Source organism: Bacteroidales bacterium (assembly GCA_041671145.1).
Lineage (GTDB): Bacteria > Bacteroidota > Bacteroidia > Bacteroidales > JAHJDW01 > JAQUPB01.
Genome location: JBAZBZ010000022.1, coordinates 23389 through 50061, shown reverse-complemented (window position 1 = coordinate 50061; position 26673 = coordinate 23389). Strand labels below are relative to the sequence as shown.

General features: G+C 33.7%; 23 protein-coding genes, 2 tRNA genes and 2 rRNA genes. All 27 read right to left on the bottom strand.

The window, feature by feature from the left end; genetic code table 11:
- Nucleotides 1-2041 (bottom strand): 23S ribosomal RNA (locus WC223_08545); the annotation flags it as partial.
- A gap of 260 nt (nucleotides 2042-2301) precedes the next feature.
- Nucleotides 2302-2375: transfer RNA gene (locus WC223_08540), tRNA-Ala, on the bottom strand.
- 18 nt (nucleotides 2376-2393) lie between these two features.
- Nucleotides 2394-2467: transfer RNA gene (locus WC223_08535), tRNA-Ile, on the bottom strand.
- 142 nt (nucleotides 2468-2609) lie between these two features.
- A 16S ribosomal RNA gene (locus WC223_08530) occupies nucleotides 2610-4134 on the bottom strand.
- A 298-nt stretch (nucleotides 4135-4432) separates the two neighbouring features.
- Entirely contained in the window at nucleotides 4433-5593 is a 1161-nt protein-coding gene (locus tag WC223_08525) for an SDR family oxidoreductase (GenBank protein MFA6924287.1), read from the bottom strand.
- A 14-nt stretch (nucleotides 5594-5607) separates the two neighbouring features.
- Nucleotides 5608-5922 (bottom strand): multidrug efflux SMR transporter, encoded by a 315-nt coding sequence (locus tag WC223_08520; protein ID MFA6924286.1) that lies wholly within the window; start codon nucleotides 5920-5922, stop codon nucleotides 5608-5610.
- Between the two features lie 93 nt (nucleotides 5923-6015).
- The gene (pyrF, locus tag WC223_08515; protein MFA6924285.1) at nucleotides 6016-6858 is read right to left on the bottom strand and encodes an orotidine-5'-phosphate decarboxylase; all 843 of its coding nucleotides are present in this window, start codon (nucleotides 6856-6858) and stop codon (nucleotides 6016-6018) included.
- Nucleotides 6859-6995: 137 nt separating this feature from the next.
- Nucleotides 6996-8492, bottom strand: coding sequence for a signal peptidase I (gene lepB, locus WC223_08510; protein MFA6924284.1), 1497 nt, complete (start codon nucleotides 8490-8492; stop codon nucleotides 6996-6998).
- A 52-nt stretch (nucleotides 8493-8544) separates the two neighbouring features.
- Nucleotides 8545-9267: a 4-hydroxy-tetrahydrodipicolinate reductase gene (dapB, locus tag WC223_08505; protein MFA6924283.1), complete on the bottom strand. Its 723-nt coding sequence runs from the start codon at nucleotides 9265-9267 to the stop codon at nucleotides 8545-8547.
- Between the two features lie 123 nt (nucleotides 9268-9390).
- On the bottom strand, nucleotides 9391-9972 hold the full coding sequence (locus WC223_08500) for a DUF5683 domain-containing protein (GenBank protein ID MFA6924282.1): 582 nt from the start codon (nucleotides 9970-9972) through the stop codon (nucleotides 9391-9393).
- A gap of 55 nt (nucleotides 9973-10027) precedes the next feature.
- Nucleotides 10028-10918: a ParB/RepB/Spo0J family partition protein gene (locus WC223_08495; protein MFA6924281.1), complete on the bottom strand. Its 891-nt coding sequence runs from the start codon at nucleotides 10916-10918 to the stop codon at nucleotides 10028-10030.
- Complete coding sequence (locus WC223_08490) at nucleotides 10908-11723, bottom strand: AAA family ATPase (protein MFA6924280.1); 816 nt, start codon at nucleotides 11721-11723, stop codon at nucleotides 10908-10910. The genes WC223_08495 and WC223_08490 overlap by 11 nt, the downstream gene beginning before the upstream one ends.
- A gap of 9 nt (nucleotides 11724-11732) precedes the next feature.
- Complete coding sequence (locus WC223_08485; GenBank protein ID MFA6924279.1) at nucleotides 11733-12428, bottom strand: metal-dependent hydrolase; 696 nt, start codon at nucleotides 12426-12428, stop codon at nucleotides 11733-11735.
- 140 nt (nucleotides 12429-12568) lie between these two features.
- The gene (locus WC223_08480) at nucleotides 12569-12913 is read right to left on the bottom strand and encodes a DUF3276 family protein (GenBank protein MFA6924278.1); all 345 of its coding nucleotides are present in this window, start codon (nucleotides 12911-12913) and stop codon (nucleotides 12569-12571) included.
- Between the two features lie 384 nt (nucleotides 12914-13297).
- Complete coding sequence (gene lptB, locus WC223_08475; protein MFA6924277.1) at nucleotides 13298-14023, bottom strand: LPS export ABC transporter ATP-binding protein; 726 nt, start codon at nucleotides 14021-14023, stop codon at nucleotides 13298-13300.
- 15 nt (nucleotides 14024-14038) lie between these two features.
- The gene (locus tag WC223_08470) at nucleotides 14039-16507 is read right to left on the bottom strand and encodes a DUF5686 family protein (protein ID MFA6924276.1); all 2469 of its coding nucleotides are present in this window, start codon (nucleotides 16505-16507) and stop codon (nucleotides 14039-14041) included.
- A 138-nt stretch (nucleotides 16508-16645) separates the two neighbouring features.
- Nucleotides 16646-16999, bottom strand: coding sequence for a MerR family transcriptional regulator (locus WC223_08465; GenBank protein ID MFA6924275.1), 354 nt, complete (start codon nucleotides 16997-16999; stop codon nucleotides 16646-16648).
- 129 nt (nucleotides 17000-17128) lie between these two features.
- The gene (gene groL, locus WC223_08460; protein MFA6924274.1) at nucleotides 17129-18766 is read right to left on the bottom strand and encodes a chaperonin GroEL; all 1638 of its coding nucleotides are present in this window, start codon (nucleotides 18764-18766) and stop codon (nucleotides 17129-17131) included.
- A 33-nt stretch (nucleotides 18767-18799) separates the two neighbouring features.
- On the bottom strand, nucleotides 18800-19075 hold the full coding sequence (locus WC223_08455; GenBank protein ID MFA6924273.1) for a co-chaperone GroES: 276 nt from the start codon (nucleotides 19073-19075) through the stop codon (nucleotides 18800-18802).
- Nucleotides 19076-19303: 228 nt separating this feature from the next.
- Nucleotides 19304-19654 carry a preprotein translocase subunit SecG gene (secG, locus tag WC223_08450; GenBank protein MFA6924272.1) on the bottom strand — a complete coding sequence of 117 codons (351 nt, stop codon included), beginning with the start codon at nucleotides 19652-19654 and terminating at the stop codon, nucleotides 19304-19306.
- A gap of 4 nt (nucleotides 19655-19658) precedes the next feature.
- Nucleotides 19659-20210: a hypothetical protein gene (locus WC223_08445; protein ID MFA6924271.1), complete on the bottom strand. Its 552-nt coding sequence runs from the start codon at nucleotides 20208-20210 to the stop codon at nucleotides 19659-19661.
- A 122-nt stretch (nucleotides 20211-20332) separates the two neighbouring features.
- Nucleotides 20333-20833, bottom strand: a complete 501-nt coding sequence (locus tag WC223_08440) for an LptE family protein (protein MFA6924270.1) — start codon at nucleotides 20831-20833, stop codon at nucleotides 20333-20335.
- Nucleotides 20834-21114: 281 nt separating this feature from the next.
- Nucleotides 21115-22419 (bottom strand): hypothetical protein, encoded by a 1305-nt coding sequence (locus WC223_08435; GenBank protein MFA6924269.1) that lies wholly within the window; start codon nucleotides 22417-22419, stop codon nucleotides 21115-21117.
- A gap of 196 nt (nucleotides 22420-22615) precedes the next feature.
- Nucleotides 22616-23800, bottom strand: coding sequence for a sigma-54 dependent transcriptional regulator (locus WC223_08430; GenBank protein ID MFA6924268.1), 1185 nt, complete (start codon nucleotides 23798-23800; stop codon nucleotides 22616-22618).
- A 448-nt stretch (nucleotides 23801-24248) separates the two neighbouring features.
- Entirely contained in the window at nucleotides 24249-24896 is a 648-nt protein-coding gene (locus WC223_08425; protein MFA6924267.1) for a hypothetical protein, read from the bottom strand.
- 32 nt (nucleotides 24897-24928) lie between these two features.
- On the bottom strand, nucleotides 24929-25540 hold the full coding sequence (locus tag WC223_08420) for a sigma-70 family RNA polymerase sigma factor (GenBank protein ID MFA6924266.1): 612 nt from the start codon (nucleotides 25538-25540) through the stop codon (nucleotides 24929-24931).
- The gene (locus WC223_08415; protein ID MFA6924265.1) at nucleotides 25531-26655 is read right to left on the bottom strand and encodes a glycosyltransferase; all 1125 of its coding nucleotides are present in this window, start codon (nucleotides 26653-26655) and stop codon (nucleotides 25531-25533) included. The genes WC223_08420 and WC223_08415 overlap by 10 nt, the downstream gene beginning before the upstream one ends.
- Nucleotides 26656-26673: the final 18 nt, after the last annotated feature.

Below are 26673 nucleotides of genomic sequence, written 5' to 3'. Positions count from 1 at the left end.
AGCTCATGGCTGAGACAGTGCCCAGATCGTTACACCATTCGTGCAGGTCGGAACTTACCCGACAAGGAATTTCGCTACCTTAGGACCGTTATAGTTACGGCCGCCGTTTACTGGGGCTTCGATTCAAAGCTTTGTATTGCTACTAACCTCTCCTCTTAACCTTCCAGCACCGGGCAGGTGTCAGGCCTTATACTTCATCTTTCGATTTTGCAAAGCCATGTGTTTTTGTTAAACAGTCGCCTGGGCCATTTCTCTGCGACCGCCTTGCGGCGGTACCCTTTTTCCCGAAGTTACAGGGTTAATTTGCCGAGTTCCTTAGCCATGAATCACTCGAGCACCTTAGAATATTCTTCTCGACTACCTGTGTCGGTTTGCGGTACGGGTACCAAATATCTGAAGCTTAGCGGGTTTTCTTGGAAGTTTGATTAGAGTCATTATCCGCTTGCCCGAAGGCTCACGGTACTATCAAGTTCGGTACAATCAATGGATTTGCCTGTTGATTGTGTGCCTACACTCTTTAACGTACACATCCGTCCGTACGCAGACTTTTCACTACTTCGTCACCACATCGCAATATTTGGTAGTACAGGAATATTGACCTGTTGTCCATCGGCTTTTGCGTTCGCATACGCCTTAGGTCCCGACTAACCCTGATCCGATTAACGTTGATCAGGAAACCTTAGTCTTTCGGTGTCCCGGTTTCCCACCGGGATTATCGTTACTTATGCCTACATTTGCTTTTCCAGCCGCTCCAGCATGTTTTACAACACACCTTCAGGGCAACTGGAATGCTCCCCTACCACTTTCCGCATTACGCGGAAGTCCACAGTTTCGGTAATATGCTTAATGCCCGCTAATTATCCACGCCCAACCGCTCGACTAGTGAGCTGTTACGCACTCTTTAAATGAATGGCTGCTTCCAAGCCAACATCCTAGCTGTCAAAGCAGTCGGACTTCGTTAAACCAACTTAGCATATATTTGGGGACCTTAACTGATGGTCTGGGTTATTTCCCTTTCGGCCCTGGATCTTAGCACCCAAAGCCTCACTCCTGAGTATATTTTATAGCATTCGGAGTTTGTCAAGGCTTGGTAGGCTGTGAAGCCCCCTCACCCTATCAGTAGCTCTACCTCTATAAAACTAAACTCAAGGCTGTTCCTAAAAACATTTCGGGGAGTACGAGCTATCTCTCAGTTTGATTAGCCTTTCACCCCTACCCACAACTCATCCAAATGCTTTTCAACGCAAACTGGTTCGGACCTTCATGCCGTTTTACCGGCACTTCATCCTGGTCATGGGTAGATCACAAAGTTTCGCGTCTACCCCCTCTAACTATACGCCCTATTAAGACTTGCTTTCGCTTCGGCTTCGTCCGTAACCGGATTTAACCTTGCTAGAGAGGAGTAACTCGTAGGCTCATTATGCAAAAGGCACACCGTCAATTACTAATTCTGACGAATCAGAGTGTTCATCTCCGGCCGCTTGTAAGCGCATGGTTTCAGGTACTATTTCACTCCGTTGTTCACGGTTCTTTTCACCTTTCCCTCACGGTACTAGTTCACTATCGGTCTCTTTGAAGTATTTAGCCTTGCCAGATGGTGCTGGCAGATTCCCACAGGATTTCACCGGTCCCGTGGTACTCAGGATACTGCTAGGTTGCAAATTTTTGTCATGTACGGGACTATCACCCTCTATGGTATAGCTTTCCAGAAATTTCCATTAAAAATTCGCAATCCACATTGCAGTCCTACAACCCCAATTTTGCCGTAACAAAATTGGTTTGGGCTTTTCCCTGTTCGCTCGCCACTACTTGGGGAATCACTAAATTGTTTTCTTTTCCTCCGGATACTTAGATGTTTCAGTTCTCCGGGTTAACTTTCCGATTGCTCGGAATACCCCGACTTCATCGGGGTGGGTTTACCCATTCGGAAATCTTCGGATCGAAGGTCATTTGCACCTCCCCGAAGCTTATCGCAGCTTATCACGTCCTTCATCGTCTCAAAGAGCCAAGGCATTCACCATACGCCCTTAATTACTTTCTTAACGTTTTACTCGTATTCTAAAATTTTATTAAATATTTTCTTCCAATATGTCAAAGAACTTTTCAATTTTTGATTTATGATTTTTGATTTATGATTTTACTCACTTTCAAAAACCCGTATTTCATTTATTGATTGTAAAGCATGTTGGGTTTAAACCAACCATTTCATCTTTATAATGATGAGATTTTAAAATAAACTAATGCTTCATCAAAGAACTATTTAAATCCCAAATTTTAAATCCTAAATCCTAATTTTTTTTGTGGAGAATAACGGATTCGAACCGTTGACCCCCTGCGTGCAAGGCAGGTGCTCTAGCCAGCTGAGCTAATTCCCCTAAGACTTTACTATTATGTAGTCCCGAGCAGATTTGAACTGCTGACCCCTACATTATCAGTGTAGTGCTCTAACCAACTGAGCTACGGGACTAAAACTCCTTTGCTCAAAGGCAAGGCATATCACTGAAGCCCAATCTTAAGGTTTTCATGCACACAAAAATAAAAATTGAAGAAACAAAGCAGCAAATACCTATTCATAATTTCCATTTAGAACAGAATAAAATCTACTCTAGAAAGGAGGTGTTCCAGCCGCACCTTCCGGTACGGCTACCTTGTTACGACTTAGCCCCAGTCATTGGTTTTACCCTAGGTAACTCCTTGCGGTCATCAACTTCAGGTACCCCCAACTTCCATGGCTTGACGGGCGGTGTGTACAAGGCCCGGGAACGTATTCACCGTATCATTGCTGATATACGATTACTAGCGAATCCAACTTCACGAAGTCGAATTGCAGACTTCGATCCGAACTGAGACCGGTTTTAGAGATTGGCATCCTGTCACCAGGTAGCGACCCTCTGTACCGGCCATTGTAGCACGTGTGTAGCCCTAGACGTAAGGGCCGTGCTGACTTGACGTCATCCCCACCTTCCTCACTGCTTACGCAGGCAGTTTCCTTATAGTTCCCGGCATTACCCGATGGCAACTAAGGATAGGGGTTGCGCTCGTTACAGGACTTAACCTAACACCTCACGGCACGAGCTGACGACAGCCATGCAGCACCTCGTAAATTGCCCCGAAGGGAATACCGGTTTCCCGGTAAGTCAAAATACGTTCAAGTCTAGGTAAGGTTCCTCGCGTATCATCGAATTAAACCACATGCTCCTCCGCTTGTGCGGGCCCCCGTCAATTCCTTTGAGTTTCAACCTTGCGGTCGTACTCCCCAGGTGGATAACTTAATGCTTTCGCTTAGCCGCTGACAGTGTATCGCCAACAGCGAGTTATCATCGTTTAGGGCGTGGACTACCAGGGTATCTAATCCTGTTTGATCCCCACGCTTTCGTGCCTGAGCGTCAGTTATAGTTTAGTGAGCTGCCTACGCAATTGGTGTTCTGTGTCATCTCTAAGCATTTCACCGCTACATGACACATTCCGCCCACTTCAAATATACTCAAGAACAACAGTATCAATGGCAGTCCTACAGTTGAGCCGTAGAATTTCACCACTGACTTATCATTCCGCCTGCGCACCCTTTAAACCCAATAAATCCGGATAACGCTTGGATCCTCCGTATTACCGCGGCTGCTGGCACGGAGTTAGCCGATCCTTATTCTTACGGTACCATCAGTCCTGATACGAAATCAGGAGTTTTTTCCCGTATAAAAGCAGTTTACAACCCATAGGGCTGTCTTCCTGCACGCGGCATGGCTGGGTCAGACTTGCGTCCATTGCCCAATATTCCCTACTGCTGCCTCCCGTAGGAGTCTGGTCCGTGTCTCAGTACCAGTGTGGGGGACAATCCTCTCAGAGCCCCTAGACATCGTAGTCTTGGTGAGCCGTTACCTCACCAACAAACTAATGTCGCGCATGCTCATCATTAACCGCTTGTACTTTAAAAAGAAAAAGATGTCTTTTTCTAATATTATAGAGTATTAATTCCAATTTCTCAGAGCTATTCTCCAGTTAATGGTAGATTGCATACGTGTTACGCACCCGTGCGCTACTCGTCAGCACGTATTGCTACGCCTGTTACCGTTCAACTTGCATGTATTAAGCCTGCCGCTAGCGTTCATCCTGAGCCAGGATCAAACTCTCCATAGTAAGTTTGATTTTAAATGACTCATTGATTTTATTCCACCGAAAAATTTTCGGGGGTATTTGCTACATTTGCTATTTCTTCAATTATTCAAAGAACTTTATATTTTTAATATTTTATTCCAATTTAAAACTAACTTTTTTTAAATGGGGTGCAAAGATATAATTTTTTTTATTACAAAAAAAAATAAAATCCAACTTTTCTTTAATATTTTTTCTGCAAGCAGATTTTTCTTTACTAATATTGTTGTAGAGAGGAAGTTAAAAAAAATTATTTTTTATAAAATAATTGCATTTTATTTTTTTACGGGTCAATAGCTCCTTCAAAAACATCAATATTTTCAAAATATTTAATTGAATTCTTAATATATTCATGTGCGGGTTGAGGAACGCTAACTTTAACATCAGCGAGCAATTTTGAGTTATCAAATACCTGTCCTAATTCAATAAAATCAAGGTATGGCTCTAATCCCGCAAAAAGAGTTCGGAGTTTGCCGCTATCTACAAATGTTTTTGTCCAATAATTAAGATATTCTGAATAATAATTTAACTGATGATGCGGTTTTAGGCGGTTTCTTGCCCAATTTTTCATTTGAGATATCATTGATTTATCAACATATTTGAATGGCGGTCTGTTTGGAAAATGCTCTTGTATAACACTTGAAATTTTTAAAGAATTTGATGCTGATTCTTTTCCTGAAGATATATGATAAATATAATGATTCCTTTTTGCAAACAACAACTCAACTATAGATGAAGTAGCGTAATCAACAGGTACTATATCGAGTTGCGCAATAGGATTAACAGGGACAAGTCGTAATATATTTGCTGTTGCAAGTGCCCAAAGAATAACTGTTGACCTTGGTATCCATGGACGACTATCACCCATGACGATTGATGGACGTGCAATTAATATTTTTTCTTTCGGTAAATGTTTGTGAAGGTTAATTTCTCCCATCATTTTGGTATATGTATATTTAACCAAATGATTTGCCTGAAGATTTGGTGATTCATCTTCGAAAACCAAACGATTTTTAATATCTCTTCCACAAATAGTAGCAGTACCAATGTACAAAAATGTTTCAAGATTTTTAAGTTGCTTAGCCCATAACAATATCTGATTAAGCCCGTCGATGTTGACTTTTTCAACTAAATCATCATATATTTTAGAGAATGAGGTATTGGCAGCAGAGTGAACTACAACATCAACATCATTAAGATTTAAATTTTTAATTAGTAATTCAGATAGCTTGTCATCCGAAAGGTTCCCTAACACAGGAATTATTTTACTTCTATCATAATTATCTCCATGTAATTCGAAAATATGTTCAATTCGGGCATTTGCTTCTGTTTCGGTTATAGCACGAACCAAGCAGTAAATTTTATTTGTTTCTTTTCTTTTGGAAAGATTGACAAGTATTTCACCACCTAAAAATCCTGTTGCTCCTGTTATAAAAATATTCATAAATAATATAATGTTTAGTCAAAAATTTTTAATCCTACTATACCTATAATTATTAATATTATTGAAGCTATTTTTGTAACTGTAACTGTTTCGTGAAACCAATACATTCCAATAATAGCAATCAATGCTGTACCGCTACCTGCCCATATTGTATATGCAACGCTGATTTCCAGTTTCTTTAAAACCAAAACCAAACAAATCAAAGCAATTCCATAAAAAATAAAAATTCTTATTGATGGAACCAATTTTGTAAAGCCCGCTGCTAACTTCATGTTAATTTCTGCAAGAACTTCAAAAATAATCCCAACAGCTAAAATTAACCAGTACATATCTTTTTTTGATTTTTTAAAAAAGTTCAAAAGTAAATAAACTTTTATTTATATTTATTATAATTAATAACTTTCTTTAATTAATTTTTAAAATCAAATTATTTCATATTCGTTAAGAATAGCTTCCATGATTTTTTGAAGCGTCTGTGCCTGTGTTCGTGCTTTATCAGCAAAATCAATTCCTTTACCTGCGTATATTACATCTCTTGAGGAATTTACTATTAATCCGCATTCTTTATTAATACCATATTTAGCAACTTCACTCAAACTTCCTCCCTGTGCTCCTATTCCGGGAACCAAAAGGAAATTATCCGGAGCAAATTTTCTTATACGGCTCAGCATTTCTGCTTTGGTGGCTCCTACAACATACATAAGATTATTTTCATTTCCCCATTCTTTAGATTTAGTAAGAACTTCTTCAAACAGCATTTTTTTATTTTCTGTTTGCAGCATTTGAAAATCCTGTGCCCCATCGTTTGAAGTAATAATTAATAAAATTACCCATTTGTCATTAAATTCAAAAAAGGGACTTACTGAATCAAAGCCCATGTATGGTGCTACGGTAACAGCGTCAAAAGAAAATCCTATTGTTCTATCATCGAAAAATGTTTTAGCATATAGTTTTGAAGTGTTTCCGATATCACCACGTTTCGCATCAGCAATAAGAAATATATCTTTATGATTTTGTTTAATATATTTTATTGTTTTTTCCAAACTGAGCCATCCTTTGCTTCCTCTGCTTTCGTAAAAGGCAACATTGGGTTTATAAGAAATACACAAGTCATTTGTGGCATCAACTATTTGTTTGTTAAATTCAAAAATAGGGTCTTCGCCATCAAGTAAATGTTTTGGAATTTTATTAATGTCAGTATCCAGTCCTATACACAGAAAACTTTTTTTATTTTTAATAATATTAACTAACTGCTCTTTGTTCATACAATGCATTTCGTTTAAATCCGCTTCAAAAATAACAAAAGATATTGAGCAATGAAATATTTTGGTTGTTTGATATGCCTTACTTAACAAATATTAACATAAAGAAGTACTTAAAGTACTTTAGGCACTCGAAGTATTTATTTAATTATATTAAATAACCTGCTCCATCTGATTTTAGCCGGAAGTGATTTGTTTTGGTCGAGAGATAACCATATTAATAAAGCACTTCCTACAATATGGTCTTCGGGAACAAAACCCCAATATCGTGAATCGGCTGAATTATGGCGATTATCGCCCATCATCCAGTAATAATTCATTTTGAAAGTATAAATTCGTGATTCTTTTCCGTTGATAAAAATTTTATCGCCTTTAATTTTTAAATCATTGTGCTCATAAACACCAATAATTCTTTCGTAAAGACAAATGTTGGAAGTATCTATTCTTATTGTTACTCCAGCTTTTGGTATCCATAAAGAACCGAAATTATCTCTTGTCCATTTATAATGATAACTATAAGGAAACACTGTCTTATCCCATATTGTATCATTCAATGGCTCTACTTTTCTTACATTACTGAAATTTCTTATTTTTTCAGCGTTTTCAGCGGTTAATGTGAGTACGTACGTTTCGTTTGAAACATAAACCTGGTCGGTGATGTTTAATTTTGCGAAAACATTGGGATTTATACCGCTTCCATCAGTAACTACTGAATACTGATACTGCATTTCTCTTGGATTTTCGACTTTTTTACCGTTTATGAATACTTGCCTATTTATGATTTTTATAGTGTCACCTGCAATTGCGATACATCTTTTAATGTAATTTTCTCTTTTATCAACAGGACGGGAAATAATATCTCCGAAAGTTTCTTTATCGTTCCATACTGTTGAATGACCGTATTGTCGGACCAAAGCATAATAACTTCTGTCCTGCATTTTAGTTGCAACTGTATCACCATCGGGATAATTAAATACAACCACATCATTGTTTTTTATTTTACCGAGTCCAAAAAAACGATAATACGGCAGTTTGAGCCACTCAATATACGACTTTGTGTCTTTTGTTAATGGAAGCGTATGATGAGCAAAAGGAAATGCAAGTGGTGTATTTGGAATTTTCGGACCATAGCTTATTTTGCTGACAAATAAAAAATCCCCAACCAGCAACGATTTTTCCATTGATGATGTTGGTATTGTATAAGCTTCGATAAGAAATGTACGAATTATCATTGCCGCAACAACCGCAAAAACAATTGCATCAAACCATTCTTTCGATTTTGATTTTCTGATTTTGATTTTTGTGGGGTCGGTATATTTTATGGTTTTATCAAAACCTAAATAAGGCAAATAGATAAATGGAAAGAGCACGCCAAGTGCCTGTTCCGAAGTTTTTATTTTGTAAAAACATTTAAGGAGTTCAACTATCAAGAGGAACAGCATGAAAATATTTATGAATGGGATTATCAAAAATACATACCACCATATTGGCTTTTTAATTATTTTAAGCCATATATAGTAATTATACAAAGGAATTAATACGTACCAACCTTTATATCCGGCTTTTTCAAATAATTTATATAATCCTACGGCTGTGGAAATAAAGAATAAAATCGAGAAAATTAATAATGTTTTCATTTTTTTTGTTTTTTATTTGTTAATATTCAGCAGTCAGTATTCAGTAAAAAAATCACAATTTTATATCAAGCATATCATTTATTCCGAATATTCCTTTTTTTCCGATAAGCCATTCGGCAGACATTACAGCACCAATAGCAAGACCTTTTCTGTTAAATGCTTCGTGTTTTATTTCAATTTTATCAACTTCCGATTTATATGTTATAATGTGTGTTCCTATAACTGCACCCTCTCTTACCGATTTAATGAGCAATTCTGAATTTTTTGACTCTGCATTGCTTACCCAGTTTTTTTTCTTTTCGGAAACAGAAAGAATATCATTTGCGAGAGTAATTGCCGTACCGCTTGGTGCATCAAGTTTCTGAATGTGATGAATTTCTTCTATCGAAACATCATAACCTTTAAAATCATTCATCAACTTAGCAAGTTTTTTATTCAATTGAAAAAATATATTAACACCAATACTGAAATTAGAAGAATAAAGCATTGCCTGATTTTGTAACAAACATTTTTTTTTGACCTCTTCAAATTGAGCAAGCCAGCCGGTAGTTCCTGAAACAACAGGAACATTTGCTTCGAAGCATTTGAGAATATTTTTGTATGCAACTTCCGGAATGCTGAATTCAATTGCCACATCGGCTTTTGATAAATTTTCTTTTGTTAAATCCTGTGTATTGTTAATATCGATTTTTAAAACAATCTGATGATTTTTTTTAACGGCAATTTCTTCAATCTCTTTGCCCATTTTGCCATATCCCAATAATGCAATTTTCATATTTTAGAAAAATAAATTTCAACAAAAGTAATAATAATTCCTGATTAAATTCAAAAAGCGTTGTTTGGTCTTAGCTTTACTAAATTTTTACTTTTTAGACAGCATCTTTATTATAATCTTTATTTATTTAAATTTAAAAGTAAGTTTCAAACCTGCTGTGGGTGAATAAAAATCATAACGTGGTTGGATAACAGGTTGAATATTTATGCTCAGGTCATCGCAAACATCGTAATCGAAAAGATTGGCATCAACTGCTGCATCTATTATATTGGCAATATAAATGGCAGCACCGATAAAACACGTTAGTTCAAGATTTCTTCTGTAAAAGTTTTTTAAAGTAAGAATGTTGTCGGCTGTGTATTGCGGAAAATTGTCGATGGTAGCGGAAATCGTATCGGTATCGGTTTTGGTTTTGTAGGCAGTTTTATAAAGAGCATATCTGTCATGATTATATTTGAAAAAATATATTATTGCCCCTGCTCCTGCCCACACTATAGGTGCTTTCCAGTATTTCCTGTTATAAATTTGTCCCGAACCCGGAACAACTGCCGACATGATTGTTGCTAAATTGGGTGAGTGTTTTTTAAATTTTATGGAATCCTGCTTTTGGGCAAAACATGAAAACGAAAAAATTATTAAAATGAATAAAAAAAAACCTCTTCTGCAAGAGTTTATATTTTTTACCGCAAAGACACTAAGACACAAAGATAAAATATTTATTTTTAAGCCTTTGCGTCTTAGTGTCTTTGCAGTAAAATAATTATTTTCCAAGTGTTTTAATAATATTTTCAAAATCCTGTTTTGTATTAAAAGGTATTATTATATTTCCCTTACCTTTTTTATTCATTTTTATTTCAATTTTTGTATTTAACCGCTTCGATAAATTTTCTTTCATTTTAATATATTCATCAACAATGCTGAATTTTATTGTTTTTGCGGAAGATTTTGTTTTTGCGGATATGTTGCGGACTATTTCTTCTGTTTTTCTTACAGATAAATATTTATTAATAATATCATTGAAAATGGCGAGTTGTGTTTTTTCATCATCAACATTAATCAATGCACGCGCATGCCCCATTGATATTTTGTTTGCTTTAATGGCAACCTGTATTTCAGCCGGTAATTTCAGCAAGCGAATATAATTTGTTATGGTTGTTCTGTTTTTACTTAACTTTTTTGAAAGTTCATCGTGCGTAAGATTAAATTCTTCGGATAATCGCTGAAAACCCAATGCCAGTTCCATTGGATTAAGTTCTTCTCTCTGTATATTTTCAACCAAAGCAATTTGCAACAGAGAATCTTTTTCGACATTTTTTATATATGCAGGAACTGCTTTTAATCCTGCCATTATTGACGCCCTTAACCTTCGTTCACCAGATATTAACTGAAATTTTTCGTCATCAAGTTTGTTGACTGTAACTGGTTGTATGATGCCGTGCTCTTTAATAGATTCGGCAAGTTCAGACAGGGAGTTTTCATCAAAACCATTACGCGGCTGATAAGGATTGGCAATAATAAGGTCGATACTTATAAAAGGAATTGTGTTGACAAGTGAATGAAGTTTACCTTCATACTCGGCTGATATGTCGGTTTCAGATGTTTGGAGCAATGCGCCAAGTCCTCTACCCAAAGCTCTTTTTTTAGTGTTCATTTTCGATTTTTATTTTCTTATCTTTTTCTTTTATTTTTGTTTTATCATTTTTCTGCAATATTTCGCGGGCAAGGTTCAGGTAATTTATTGCGCCTCTGCTTTCGGCATCGTGCATAATAATACTTTCGCCGAAGCTTGGTGCTTCGCCGAGCCGTGTGTTTCGCTGAATTATAGTGTCGAAAACAATTTGTTGGAAATGAGTTCTTACTTCTTCAACAACCTGATTTGATAATCGTAATCTTGTGTCATACATTGTCAGTAGTATTCCTTCAATTTCAAGATTTTTATTTAAACTTGATTGTACGATTTTTATTGTATTTAATAATTTTCCAAGTCCTTCGAGTGCAAAATATTCGCATTGTACTGGAATTATAACCGAGTCGGCGGCTGTGAGTGCATTAACTGTAATCAATCCGAGCGATGGCGAACAATCTATAAGAACAAATTCGTAGGAATTTTTAATTTTATTCACAACGTAACTCATTTTCTTTTCTCTGTTCGGCAGGTTTATCATTTCAATTTCAGCGCCTACAAGGTCAATATGAGCGGGCAAGAGGTCGAGATTAGGAGTGCTGGTATTTAAAATAATATTCTGAGGCTCAATTTCATCAATTATACATTCGTAAATGCTGGTTTTGATATTTCGCGGGTCGAAGCCGATGCCTGAAGTTGCATTTGCCTGCGGGTCGGCATCAATCAACAAACATTTATGTTCAAGAACACTTAAACTTGCAGCCAGATTTATTGCTGTTGTTGTTTTTCCGACACCACCTTTTTGATTTGCTATAGCAATTATTTTTGTCATTTTTTTAGTTTATGCTTTAGTATTTGATAATTCGATTGATTCGCCAATGTCCATGAGAATAAGCTCTTTCCCTGCATTTTTGAATTTTTGAACAGCTTCATTTTTATTTATTTTTATCACAGAAAAAGAATCAAAATGCATTCCAATTATTTTATTGCAATTAATAAAACTTGAAGCAATTATTGCGTTATCTACTCCCATTGTGTAATTATCGCCAATAGGCAGCATTGCAAAATCAATTTTTTTATATTCCCCTATAAGTTTCATGTCATAAGTTAATCCGGTATCACCGGCAAAATAAAAATTACCTTCGCATGTTTCGAAAATAAATCCGCCGGGATTTCCGCCGGGTGAACCATCGGGCATTGAACTTGAGTGGTCTGCCTTAAAAAATTTTACTTTTCCGAAATCAAATTTTTTGTTTCCGCCAATATTCATCGAATGTGTGTGCTTAACTCCTTTTGACGTAAGCCAGTTTATTATTTCAAAATTTGAAATAACAGTAGCATCATTTTTTTTTGCAATTTCAACGGTATCGCCTATGTGGTCGGCATGTCCGTGAGAAACAAAAATATAATCGGCTTTGATATTGTCAATATTTATTGAGGCAGCCAAAGGATTTCCGATAATGAAAGGGTCGATAAGAATGTGGTTTTTATTTATTTCGAAACCGAAGCAGGCATGTCCGTAATATGTGATTTTCATCTCAGAATTTTATAATTTTTTACAAAAATACAATTAAAGATTAATCTTTCAATTATAAAACTCTTTTTGTTAAGAATTTTTCAAATGTATTTGAAGCTGACAATAAATATCGCCAGCAAAATGATGAGTTTTTAGAAATGTTACTCTTTTAAATCATTATCTCCCAAGTCCTCGAAGTTCACATCATTTAAGTTTGTAGATTCTGCAGGCAAATTTTCGATTTCGGGTTTCTTACCGGTTTTAATAAATTCTATTACATCATCCAAGCCCTCAACAAACTTATCGAAATCTTCTTTGTAAAGAAAAACTTTATGTTTCTCATAGTGAAACTTTCCGTCCTGGTCAAAGCGCTTCTTACTCTCAGTAATTGTAAGATAATACTGATTCGATTGAGTTGCTTTTACATCAAAGAAATAAGTTCTTTTCCCCGCTCTTACGGCTCTTGAGAAGATTTCAACTCTTGCTCTGTTTTCGTTTTCTTCCATCATAAAAACTCAGTTTTAGTTAATCTTAACTTTCAAATTAGAACTTACAAATATAATCAAAAAAAAATCATTGTCAATACCCTGTGTTACACTTTATTATCAATAGTTTTAGTAAATGCCTTAAAAAAATATATTGTCTTTGTTATGTTTCATTGTCATTTCTTTTTAAAATACTTATTTACCTAGTGTCTTGTAAAATTTATACTGGCGTTTCACAAAAAGGAAATTGATGTAAGAGGTAAGAATCAGTCCCAATTATATTGAAAACATTGTGGTTCATATCTTTTTTCATACTTTCTGCATCGTACTTCGGTTTTTATTCTTGTTACATTTTATACTTGACATAACACTGGTATAATTAATTTTATTGCAAATATTCTAAATTTACTTTCTGAGTTCAAAATTTTCGCCTAAATAAACTTTTCTTACCTGTGCATCCTGAGCCAGTTCAATTGATGTGCCTGATTTGAGTATTGCTCCTTCGAACAATAAATATGCTCTGTCAGTTATAGCAAGAGTTTCATGAACATTATGGTCAGTTATGATTATTCCTATATTTTTCTTTTTAAGGTTTGCGACAATATTTTGTATGTCTTCAACTGCAATCGGGTCAACACCTGCAAATGGCTCATCGAGAAGAATAAATTTAGGGTCAACTGCAAGTGCACGGGCTATTTCGGTTCTGCGTCTTTCTCCGCCTGAAAGCAGGTCGCCTCTGTACTTGCGGATGCTCTGCAAACCGAATTCGGAAAGTAAAGTTTCAAGTTTTGAATGTTGTTCGTTTTTTGAAAGGATTGTCATTTCAAGGATTGCAAGTATATTATCTTCAACGCTCAATTTTCTGAACACCGAAGCCTCCTGTGATAAATAGCCGATGCCTTTTTGGGCTCTCCGGTACATGGGTTCTTCGGTAATTTCAATATCATCAAGATATATTTTTCCTGAGTATGGTTTTATTAATCCCACAATCATGTAAAATGAAGTTGTTTTACCTGCACCGTTCGGACCAAGTAATCCAACTATTTCTCCTTGCTTTACATCTATTGAAACATTATCGACAACCGCACGTTTCTTGTAAATTTTTACTAAATTTTCCGTTCTTAAAATCATTTATCTTATTTTGTTTTAGAAAGAAAATACTAACGAAGCCCTCACACCGAACTTAGCTATATCGGGATGGTCAAGATGTGATAATCTCCATATTGCATCAACTCTTAATATTTTTAAAATATTTTCAATTCCAACACCTGCTTCGAAATATGGTTTTTTCAAGCCATATAAATTATCAGGTAAATTGGAATATTTTATATTTTTCTCACCTAATTCACCAATTATTCCTTTAGCATAAAAAACTTCTCTCCATTTTAATTTGTGAATTAGTGGTATTCTGTTCAGAAAAAATCCGTCGAAATGATGAGTATAATATAAACTAACCCATTCATCGCTTGCAAATTCGTAATAATTCATCATGTTGAAAGAATATTCATCGAAATAATAAGTTTCATTTCCTTCATGAAGTTTAAGAAGAGGATAAGGTAATGTATTGAAAATTTTGCCTGCTTCAATTATGTACTTTGCCCATCCGTATGGTTTAAAGTAAAACCAGTGTTCAATGCTGAAAACAGCTTTATGATAATTATATTCACTATTCAAAAAATTCTTAATTCCCAAAGTATAATTCAAAGAAAATATCGGATATTTTGTTCCTGTGCTTATTCTTTCAAACTCTCCCATCAGAAATTTTTCCTGATAAGCAAACCGCGTACCAATAATCACTTCAAAAGTTGTAAGTGTTTTCTTTTGTTCGGGTGTTCCGAAATTATTTAATATAAAAGTCGGTAAGCCCATAGGAGAAATTATTCTCTGATAAAAACTTAAAGTATTTGAAAATCCCGTAAACCATTCTTTTTCGTAATAAGCTTTTGTTTGTTTTACAAAGGAAAGTTTATTTGACGAGCCTCTTCTGAAAGCAGAGGCAAAAATATTATCTTCACTGAAAGCATTCGGACTTTGTCCCAATTGTTCTAAGTCATTTTTATAGGAAGCACCAAAATCTTCGCGCGGACTTTTATGCAGCATATATATAAAACCTCCGCCGTATTTATATGTTTCGTCTTTTGTTCCGTAAGCGGTATAAGCATCAAACATGATTTTTTTGCTGAATGAATTGCTTGTTCTGCCACCTATGCGAACCCGATTCCCTTCAATCTGATTAAAACTATATACTGAAAAATAAGGACCTAATTCAACTTTTTTCCATACTTTATATCCTGTTACAAACATTTGAATGTAGCTAATCCAAGTTTTAACAAAATGTATGTGCTTCATCGAATCAACCATTGAATAAATTGCCTTTTCATTTTTTGTTAAGCTGTCGTGACGGGCTTTTTCCCAATATTCATCACTTTTTGTAAACGAGTCGTTTTCCACTATTGTGTTTGTAGGTTTGGAATAAAATTCATCCGACATCGGCTGGTTAAAAATGTAATTTTTATATGAAATATTTCTTTTTCCGAAAAAACCTTTTGAGCTATCCTGCAACATATTAAAGTCAACAATAAATTCATCTTTTGTCAGCATCCAGTATTTATTTTCAAATAAACTGAATTCCTGATTGCATACAATATCGTTAATAAAATTTATATTGGCTTTAGCTACTGCACGCATTTCAATTTTTTTAATTGCGAAAGTTGTATCGGCAACCCAGAAATTTCCTACAAAAGCCAAATCCTGCTTATTGCGTGGCTTAAACATTATTTTGTAACACCACTTATTACCAATAAATGTACTATCCATCAAATAATATTTGTAAAATGCGGGAGCATAATCAGCAATCGGGCTTATAAAACTTTTCTCGAAAAATTTGATGTTGTCTTCGTAAATATCAATATCCACAGACATTTTTCCCAGATATTGCGAAACGCTTTGATTTTCTATTCCTGATACTTTTGTTGCTTTTATTATTTCTTTAGTGCTTCTTGGTTTCTCTCTGTAATAAATTTCCGAAATTGATTCCGAAAGGAAAAAAGGTAAATATATTTTTCCGTTTACTATTGAAGTATCAACAAAATTGAAAATGGATTTAACAGGACGGAAAATTCTTTTATTCTTAAAATTTTCATCAATGTTATTTATGTCAAATTCTATTTTGTTGTACGCTTCATACTGATAAAAATCATATCTCTTTTTATTGTTAAATTGTTTGTTTTTTATTATCTTTTTGAAAATAATCATTGCAGGATTTTCACCGGGATATATAACCACTTCATCAAGATTCATAACTACCGGCTTCATTTCAAAATTTATTGTCTGAAATTTATTTTTAATTACGGGTTTTTTGCCTGTAATGTATCCTAAATATGACGATATGAGAGTGTCTGATGGCTTATTTGTAACTATTGAATATTTACCTTCAAAATCAGTTACAGTTCCAACGGTAGTTCCTTTAAAAATTATATTTACAAATGGCAGCGGTTCTCCGCTCGAAGCATCAGTAACTTTGCCAATAATTTTTGTGCCTTGTATTTGTGCAAAAGAATAAATACAAGCAAAAATTAAAATTAAAATTAAAAAATATTTTAAAAATTTTCTCATGTTTTCCTAACCTTCAATTAACAAATTTAAAAAGATTTTTGTAAAAAGAAAATTTAAGAATACTGAATATCGAATATTGAATGACTAATGACTACTTTAACTCTACGCACTTTACTCTCTGCACTTCGCCCCATGCTCTCAGCTCTCTGCCCCTCGCTCAAATCCTTTTTCCACTTCAATAAGAAATTCCCTGATTTTTTTTAATCTGTTTATTACTTCGGCATTTTTCAAAGTATCATCGGGGTTTTCTTTTAATTTCTTTTTTGCTCCTTCAATTGTAAATCCCTTTTCTTTAACCAGATGATATATTACCTGAAAATTATTAATATCTTTTTTTGTAAAAAGACGGTCGCCTTTTTTATTTTTTTGTGGTTTAATAAGTGTAAACTCTTTTTCCCAAAACCTGATTAGCGAAGTATTTACTTTAAACATATCGGCAACTTCACCAATTGTGAAATAAATTTTATCGGTATCTTTTTCTAAAAAAAGCATAAATTTTTAAAATTATAAAGCAAATATAAGTTTTATTTTTACCGCTAAGACGCAGAGACGCAAAGTTTTTTTCCAAACAAAAAAACCGCAAGTGTTCAATACTTGCGGTTTTTTAAAAAATTTATAAAATTAATAATCCATTCCGCCCATTCCTGGTCCGCCCATTGGTGGCATCATCGGAGGGTTCTTTTCTTTCTTGTCAGCAAGCACACATTCGGTTGTGAGCAACATTCCTGCTATTGAAGCTGCATTTTCGAGTGCGATTCTTGCAACCTTTGCTGGGTCTATTACTCCGGCTTCATATAAGTTTTCGTATTTGTCGTTTCTTGCATTGAAACCGAAATCGTCTTTACCTTCTTTAACTTTCTGAACAATTATGGAACCTTCAACACCTGCATTTTCAACAATTATTCGCAATGGTTCTTCTAATGCTCTTTTAATTATTGCAATACCTGTATTTTCATCTTCATTTTCGCCTTTAACTTTATCTAAAGCACTTATAGCTCTGATGTATGCAACGCCGCCGCCCGGAATTATTCCTTCTTCAACTGCAGCTCTTGTTGCGTGCAAAGCATCGTCAACTCTTGCTTTCTTTTCTTTCATTTCAACTTCGGTGGCAGCACCAACGTAAATAACAGCAACTCCGCCTGCAAGTTTTGCAAGTCGTTCCTGAAGTTTTTCCTTATCATAATCTGATGTTGTAGATTCAATCTGTGCCTTTATTTGTCCCACTCTTGCTTTAATACCGTCTTTTTTACCGCCTCCGTTAACAATTGTTGTATTGTCTTTATCAATTGTTACTTTTTCTGCTTGTCCGAGATAAGTTATATCAGCGTTTTCGAGTTTGTAACCCTGGTCTTCAGAGATAACTGTACCACCTGTTAATATTGCTAAATCTTCAAGCATTGCTTTTCTTCTGTCGCCGAAACCGGGAGCTTTAACTGCAGCCACTTTCAATGAACCTCTGATTTTATTTACAACGAGTGTAGCCAAAGCTTCGCCTTCAATATCTTCGGCAATTATAAGCATCGGACGACCTGTCTGAACTGTTTTTTCCAATATCGGTAACAAATCTTTCATTCCTGATATTTTCTTTTCATAAATTAAAATATAAGGATTTTCAAGAACTGTTTCCATTTTGTCGGCATCAGTGATGAAATAAGGAGAAACATAACCTCTGTCGAATTGCATTCCTTCAACAACTTTCACTTCTGTTTCTATTCCTTTTGCTTCTTCAATTGTAATAACGCCTTCTTTTTTAACTTTCGACATTGCCTCTGCTATAAGTTTTCCGATAGTGATGTCGTTATTTGCAGAAACGGTTGCAACCTGTTCAATTTTTTTATCGCTGTCGCCGACTGTTTTTGATTGTGCTTTAATGCTTGCAACAACAGCTTCGGTAGCTTTTTCAATACCGCGTTTTAAATCCATTGGATTTGCGCCTGCTGCAACATTTTTTAATCCGGTAGAAATAATTGACTGAGCTAAAACAGTTGCTGTAGTTGTACCATCACCGGCAACATCAGCAGTTTTTGATGCAACTTCTTTTAACATCTGAGCACCCATATTTTCAATAGGATTTTCGAGTTCAATTTCTTTTGCAACAGTAACTCCGTCTTTCGTAATTGAAGGAGCTCCGTATTTTTTATCTATAATGACATTTCGTCCTTTTGGACCGAGTGTAACTTTCACTGCATTTGCCAAAGCATCAGCGCCTCTTTTAAGAGCATCGCGTGCTTCGAGATTAAATAAAATTTCTTTTGCCATAATTATAATCTTTATTTTAAGTTAATTAATTTATTAAATGATTGCATAAATATCGGATTCGCGCATTATCAGATATTCTTTCCCTTCTATTGTGATTTCAGTTCCCGAATATTTGCCATATAATACGCTGTTGCCGACTTTAACAGTTATCGGCTCATCTTTTTTGCCGTTACCTATTGCTATTACCTTTCCTTTTTGAGGTTTTTCTTTTGCTGTATCCGGAATTATAATACCTCCGGCAGTTTTTTCTTCAGCTGAGGCAGGCTCAATAAGTACTCTGTCTGCCAATGGTTTTACGTTAAGTGCCATAGTTAATTTATTTTTTTAAGTTAAACATTAATTTATTTTTAAAAACATTTTGGGGTTCGCTAATTTCGTGCCATTTAAAATAACTTTTACTCATCGATTCCCAATTTACTTACGAAAACTCTTAATATCAAGGATTTCAGAAAAATATTAAAAATATATCTTATTTAAAAAATAATTTTGAATTACTAATTCTGTCAGAAGATTATGACAATCTGGCATTTCAAAGATTTATTTCTTTTGTTGTTGAGGTTGTCCTTGTTGTTGCTGCTGTTGAGGCGGTGCCTGATAAGGCACGGTTTTATTAGTATTTTCAACATCTCTTAGTTCAGAGTTTCTTACTTTTCCCGTATTTTTAGGAATAATAAAAACTGATAACAAAGATAATGCTAAAAGAGCTATTGCCAAAGTCCAAGTTGATTTTTCAAGAAAGTCGGCAGTTTTACGCACACCCATTATTTGATTGGAAGATGCAAAGTTTGAAGCCAATCCTCCGCCTTTTGAGTTCTGAACCAAAATAATCAGAATTAACAGTACACAAACTATTATAATCAAAACCGTAACTACATAAAATGTTCCCATTGCTTTATTTATTTTGAATTAAATTTTTTATTGAATTAATTTGGGTTGCAAAGTAAGTAATTTTTTCCGGGAATTTCAAACTTAATTTTTCATAAATCTTTATTGCCTTGTTAAAATTACCTTGCCGCAAATGAATTTTTGCAAGTGTTTCTGTTACTATTTCTTCGTCATCAACTATACTGCTTTCGGCTAAATCAATAATTAATTTTTTATCATCGGACGAATCTTTTTTAAAGGGAGCTATTTTTGGCTCCTTAATAATAAATTCTTCAATTAAATCGGTTATTTCATGAGAAAATTGGTTTTTTGCCGTAGCTTCACTATAAACGGAAGTTAAATATTGATGAAGTTTTTTCCGGTTTGTTGTGTATGCTGAGGTGAGTTTAATCTTTTTTTGCTCTTCTTCTTTATTATTTAATGATAAATTTTTGAGGTAAAGCATTCTTGTAATCTGGCAATACGGAAATTCATCAACTAATGATACCAGCTCATTTAATGAAGTTTCATTTAATTGATTACTTTCGGTTATGTATTGATTAAATTTAAATGATGTCATTGGTTATTAATTAATGTTTAAAAATATCGAACATCGAATAACGAATGTCGAATAACGAAGTTTTATAATTTGTGAATCTGTGGCATTTTTTTCATACAAAACATTTTAAAACTCCTAATTTTCTACCAATTTACCAAAGCTCTGTTAAAAATATCTTCGGTAAGCAAATCGTTTATTTGTTTTATTAAAGTTTCTTCAACACTGGAAAGATTTTCGGTGCTTAAAAAGTCGGCATATCTCGAAAATGATGTTTCAAAATCCTGTTTTGAATCTTTTTTATTTGTAAATTTCACATTAACAGTAATTGTGAGCCGCGACATTGCAGCGGTTTCATTCGACTGAATTGCAATAGGAGCAACAGAGTAACCTGTTATCGAACCTTCAATATTAAGGTCGCCGCCTTTATCAACTAAGTTTAATCTCGATTGCGAAGTAAATCGGCTTTGCAGTGCTTCGGTAAATGCAGCGCTTAAAGTTGGCTGAATTAACGGTGCGTAATTTGGAAAATACTGAACCGAAATTGTTTTTATGTCTTTCGAAATAGAAGCACCTTTAAATGAATATATACCGCAACTATTCAGCAATGCAAGAATAAATATTAATATAAGGTTTTTAAGTTTCATTTTTTCGGACTGCAAATATAAAGTTTAATGCGTTATTCACAAAAAAACAGAAATTTGTTGTTACTCTCTGTTTTACTCGAAGCTCAGAATTTATGGCTACCATTGTTAAATTGCTAAATTGTTATATTATTAAAATCGCATTATTAATTATATTGCAAACAGTTTAAAATTTAACTTTTGCTGAAATAAAATTGTTAAATTGTCAAATTGCTATAAGTCACCTATTAGCAGTAAGTACTTAAGTTAAAACAACAATTTGACAATTAAACAATTTAGCCATTTTAAAGTATATTATTTATTATTTCTTTCATTTTCAAATAACAATAAAACCCACCAATTATTGCAAGCGAAATTAAAAATGGTTCAATTAACATTCTGTGGCGGGTTTCCACGTAAAACACCGATTGCATTAATGAAAGCAAAACAGGATATGACAAGAGTAACCATGTTTTATTTTTTAATACAATTATTGCAACTAAAAGGAAAAACAAAATTATTAAACAACGAATTTTATATAAGGGAATGAAAATTTTTATTCTGTTGCTATATTCTGCACCCACATTTTTGCGGAAGAGCCAGAAATTTTTCAGTTTAACGAAAAACATTTTAACAACCGATAATGGCTTGTTTCGAAGTTTTTCGGAATATTTATTTTTATAAAAATTAATTTGTTCCTGTGCAGTCATTTTCTGATAATCGCTGAATTCTTTTTTTGAAAAAACAGAATAATAATTCTGTCCATTAGGTAAATAAGCTGTTCCTTCACTTTCCTCAATTGTGCCGATAAAAAGATTTTTATAAAAACTTGAATTCAGCGAAAATGTTTTTGTGAGGTTGTAATTTCTCAACATCCACAGGGCTGTTGGCAATGATGCAATAATAAAGCAAATTATTAATATTTTAAATGCTCTTTTTAAACTCTCATTTTTAAAAATAAGAATTGCAAAAGGAAATGCAGTACATATTAGAGTATTTCTATCTAAAACAGCAATTCCCAGTATTAAAGAGTATAATATTAAATTTCTTGAATTTGGTTTTTCTATGTATTTAAACATCATGTATAACGACATTACAGATAAAAATAAATCAAGTGCAAATGGATGAATATTTTTTATTGTATAATATGTAATTGCAGGATGAACCAATAAAGTCAGCACCGACAAGAACAAAATAATATTTATATATATTTTTATTTTTTCAACTTCATTAAAATAATTAAAGAAATATTTAAGTGTGTAATAAAAAAAATAAGTTGTTAAAAAAGATAAAAACAAATTGAATATAATAACAAGTTTATAATGCACTCCGAATAACAAATAGATAAGATAAACAAAAAAAGGATAAACAGGAAACTGATAATCGTAATATATCTGACCGCTGTTATAAACATAGCTCATTTTACCTGTCTTGAGCATGTTTATTGCTATGTCATTTATTTCGAAAAGTTTTATTGAATGAATGAAAAAAATAACTGCAATTAATTTAATTGAAGTAACAACGGAAATTAGGAGCAGCAAACGGGATTTCTCTGAGAAAGTTCGTAGTTTGCTGTTTGTAGTTTGTAGTTTTAAAAAGTCATTAGTCATTAAGTCATTGGTAAAAAAAGCTTCTTGTTTGTAGTCTGCTATTTAATACCGATACGGTATCTGTAATAGTCCAATAAATTGTCCTATAACAGATACTCTATCGGCATTAACCATGCTAAAGCTCAAAATATTATTTGGACTATTTTGAGCTAAGCATTGGTATAACAACAAACCACAAACATTTCATTTAATGTTTTTAAAGTTTAATATTATATTCCTTTATTTTTCTATAAAGTGTGCGTTCCGAAATTCCGAGTTCTTTGGCGGCATTTCTTCTTTTCCCTTTGTTTTTATCAAGTGCCTTATTTATTAAGTCCTTTTCTTTTTCCTGTATGGATAGTGATTCTTCAACAAATTCGATAGGTTCGTTGAATTTTATTTTGCCGGAGTTGCTTTTTGTTGTAAGTTCGGTAGTTTTGTTGCTTAGCGGTTCAATATTTTCATTTATTTTTCTTGGGTTATCTGAATTTTGCAACATTCCGAAAACTACTTTTTTCAAATCGTTAACATCCTTCCGCATATCAAAAAGAATATTGTATAAAATTTCTCTTTCGGAAGTATGTGTTGTCTCTCCTTTAAACAAAACAGGTAATGTTGAGATTTCTTCGGGTAGATATTTTTTCAATATCAGTGCATCAATATTTCTTGTGTTTTCGATAACGGAAATTTGTTCACTCACATTTTTAAGTTGACGTACGTTTCCCTGCCATCGATAGTTCACAAGTAAATTTTGTGCCTCTTCATCTAAAATTATAGGTGGCATACGATATTTCTCTGCAAAATCAGTTGCAAATTTTCTGAACAATAATATTATGTCTTCTTTTCTTTCACGCAAAGATGGCACATGAATGGGGACGGTATTCAACCTGTAATACAGGTCTTCTCTGAATTTGCCGCTATTCACAGCTCCAAGCATGTTTACATTGGTTGCTGCAATCACTCTCACATTTGTTTTCTGAACTTTCGAAGAGCCTACCTTGAGTAATTCGCCTGTTTCAATTATTCTCAAAAGACGCACCTGTGTAGTTAAAGGAAGGTCGGCTATTTCATCAAGAAAAATTATTCCGCCGTTTACAACTTCAAAATACCCCTTGCGTGCTTCGTGAGCACCGGTAAACGAACCTTTTTCATGACCAAATAATTCCGAATCAATTGTTCCTTCGGGAATAGCACCACAGTTCACCGCAATATAAGGACCATGCTTTCGTGAACTTAACTGATGAATTATTTTTGGAAATACTTCTTTTCCCGAACCGCTCTCACCGGTTATAAGCACAGTAAGGTCGGTTGAAGCAACCTGACGTGCAATGTCAATTGCTCTATCAATTAATGGCGAACTACCTATAATTCCGAATCGCTGTTTTATACTCTGAATATCCATTTAAAAAATTTTAAAATGCAAATTTACGACATTACCATTTATTTAAAAAATAATTATGACAATTTGTCAGAAGGGATGAATCTAAGATGGAAAAACGCACATAAACAGCCAGTATCAGAAATTCGAAAACTAATAATTTAAAATGGTTTAAAAATAATAAAAGTATCTGAAATTATTAAAAAATTAATGCTTTGAAGGCAAAAAGAAAAAGCTAAATTAAATTCCAAACTCACTTTAAAATAACAAACATATTAGAACAAAAAGAAAATGATTTGCGAATATGTGAGATGTATTTATTAAAATTGATTGGTAGATAAAGTTAAATTATGAAAAGTTGGACGTTAAAAAATAATAGCCACAATGTAAGCTAAAAAAAGCAGTAAAATTTATTTTCGGAACAATCCCAATACAAATGGATAATTAAAATAGCATTAACAAAAATTAACTTTTATTCTTCGGTTTCCCTGAATTTGCCAAATGCAAAGCTTAATGAAACAACAGGACTATTGAAATCACTTTGAGAATATGCATTGTTTTTTACATTAATTGTATATCGGTAACCAACTCCAAGGTTTAATTTAATCCAGTCGGATAAATCAAATTCGAGTTCAAGTTGGGGTGTTACAACATATACGCTATTATTTAAATATTTTTTTGCATAATAGCCATAGCCATTATCAATTAATGATATGGTTCCCATTCCAATTTTAGAAGTAATGCCCCAGTGAACAGGTTTCTCCTGACTATGATAATAACCAACAATGAGCCCCACATGACCGAAAGAAAGTTTTAAGTCCCGATGTACACCGTCTTCGCACAAATAATCTTTTTTGGTGAAAGTGCTTGAAGTATTTGCCAGTTTATATCCATAAGCACCAAGATAAAATTTTTCATTCAACAAAACACCTGCAACAACACCAAGTGATATTCCATATTTATTATTTATTTTGGAACCTTCAGCCAGCGGACAAGTAAAGCTGAATATTGAACGTGGATTATATGAACCTTCGTCTATTCCTAAATCTATCTGTGCTTTTAGCTTTGAAGTAAAAAGTGTTATTAATAAACACAGACAGAATAATAATTTTGTTTTCATAATAACTTTGTTTTAAATTTAATTTCAAATAATTATATAGTATGTTGGGTTTTTTTAAGAATATTATAAAGCAATTCTCTTGCTCTGAAAAGCTGTGCCTTAACTGTACCTATCGGAAGCTTTAATTCTACAGCTATTTCTTCATAAGAATATTCATTGAAATATCTCATTTCAACAAGCCTACGGTAGCGTGGTTTAAGCTTTTCAACTAATTCGCGCAATAATCTTATTTTTTGCTGTTTTATGAAAACTTCTTCAGGGTCGAGTGCTCCCGAAGGAATTTCGAGTCCATGTTCTTTTGTACTATCAGCATTTTCAAAAGGTCTGTCAATTGAAATTAAATTTTTTCTTTTCTTTCTGATGTAATCAATACAATTGTTTGATGCAATTTTAAAAAGCCACGTGCTGAATGCAAAATCGGGTGTGTATTGATGTAAATTTCTGAATGCTTTTCCGAATGCTTCAATTGTCAGGTCATCAGCATCATCGGGATTATTTGTCATTTTCAAAAGCATGAAATAAACCGAATCTCTGTAATTATCCATAAGCTGGGAATATGCTTTCTGGTCGCCGGCTTCAATGGCAGCAACAACAAGTTTGTAATCCCGTAGCGCTTTATTGGTGAGATTTGCCGTTATTTCCATGCATAAATTTTATAAAACCTATTTGAAATATAAATAATCGGATTGAAAAGTATAAAAAATATTTCAAATAATGGCGAAATTAATAATAAATCTTTTTCGTTCAACTTTTTCATGCAATTTTTAAATACTAATATTTGAATTATAAATCTCAATAAAAAAATTAAAACAAGAGCAATTACCTGAAAATTCAAAGATATTAAAGCAATAAACGACATAAAAAAAAGAAATTGGGTAAATATAAACATTCCGAGCAGAAATTTATGTTTAAACTTATATAAATTGCCTGAACTCAAATGTCTTTTTTTCTGTATAATCCAACTTGAAAAGGTATTACACGGTTCGGATAAAATATGACTATCCCTGTTTACAGAAATTCTTGTATTGTATTTATTTGCTACATTATTGATAAATAAATCATCATCTCCGGATTGTATTTTATAATGCGAAGTAAATCCCTTATTTTCTATGAATAGTTCCTTTTTATAAGCAAGATTTCGTCCAACTCCCATATAAGGGATTTTTGCCAGTGCATAAGACAAATATTGCAAGGCAACAAAAAAAGTATCATACCTGATTAATTTATTAAGAATTCCTTTTTTCTTTTTATAAGCACCGTATCCCAATACTATACTTGTATTTTCGAGAAAATTTTCTGCAATCGAATTTATCCAGTTCTTGCTAATGGGCTTACAATCGGCATCTGTTAAAAGCAAATTATTGTATTTTGCAGATTTAATACCAATGGAAAGCGGAAATTTTTTCCCCGAAAAAAAGTTTACATTCTCCAGAAGATTTATAATTTTCAGATGAGAATATTTTTTCGCAAAATCGTGTAAAATAAATTCGGTATGGTCGTCGGAGCAATCATTTACAACTACCACTTCATATTGCGGATAATCCTGCTGTAAAATAAGCGGGAGGTTTTCCTGCAAATTATCGGCTTCGTTTTTTGCACATATAACAACCGACACCGGTTCTTTGGAACTGCTTATTTGTTTTGGTTTATAAAAAACCAACCGTGCGAAAAAAAATAAATAATAAAAAAGCTGTACTGCAAAAGAAAAAATAAAAATAATTGCAATTACTTCAATCCATCTGAGTTGTTCAAAAAACATTTTTCCGAATATTGTTAA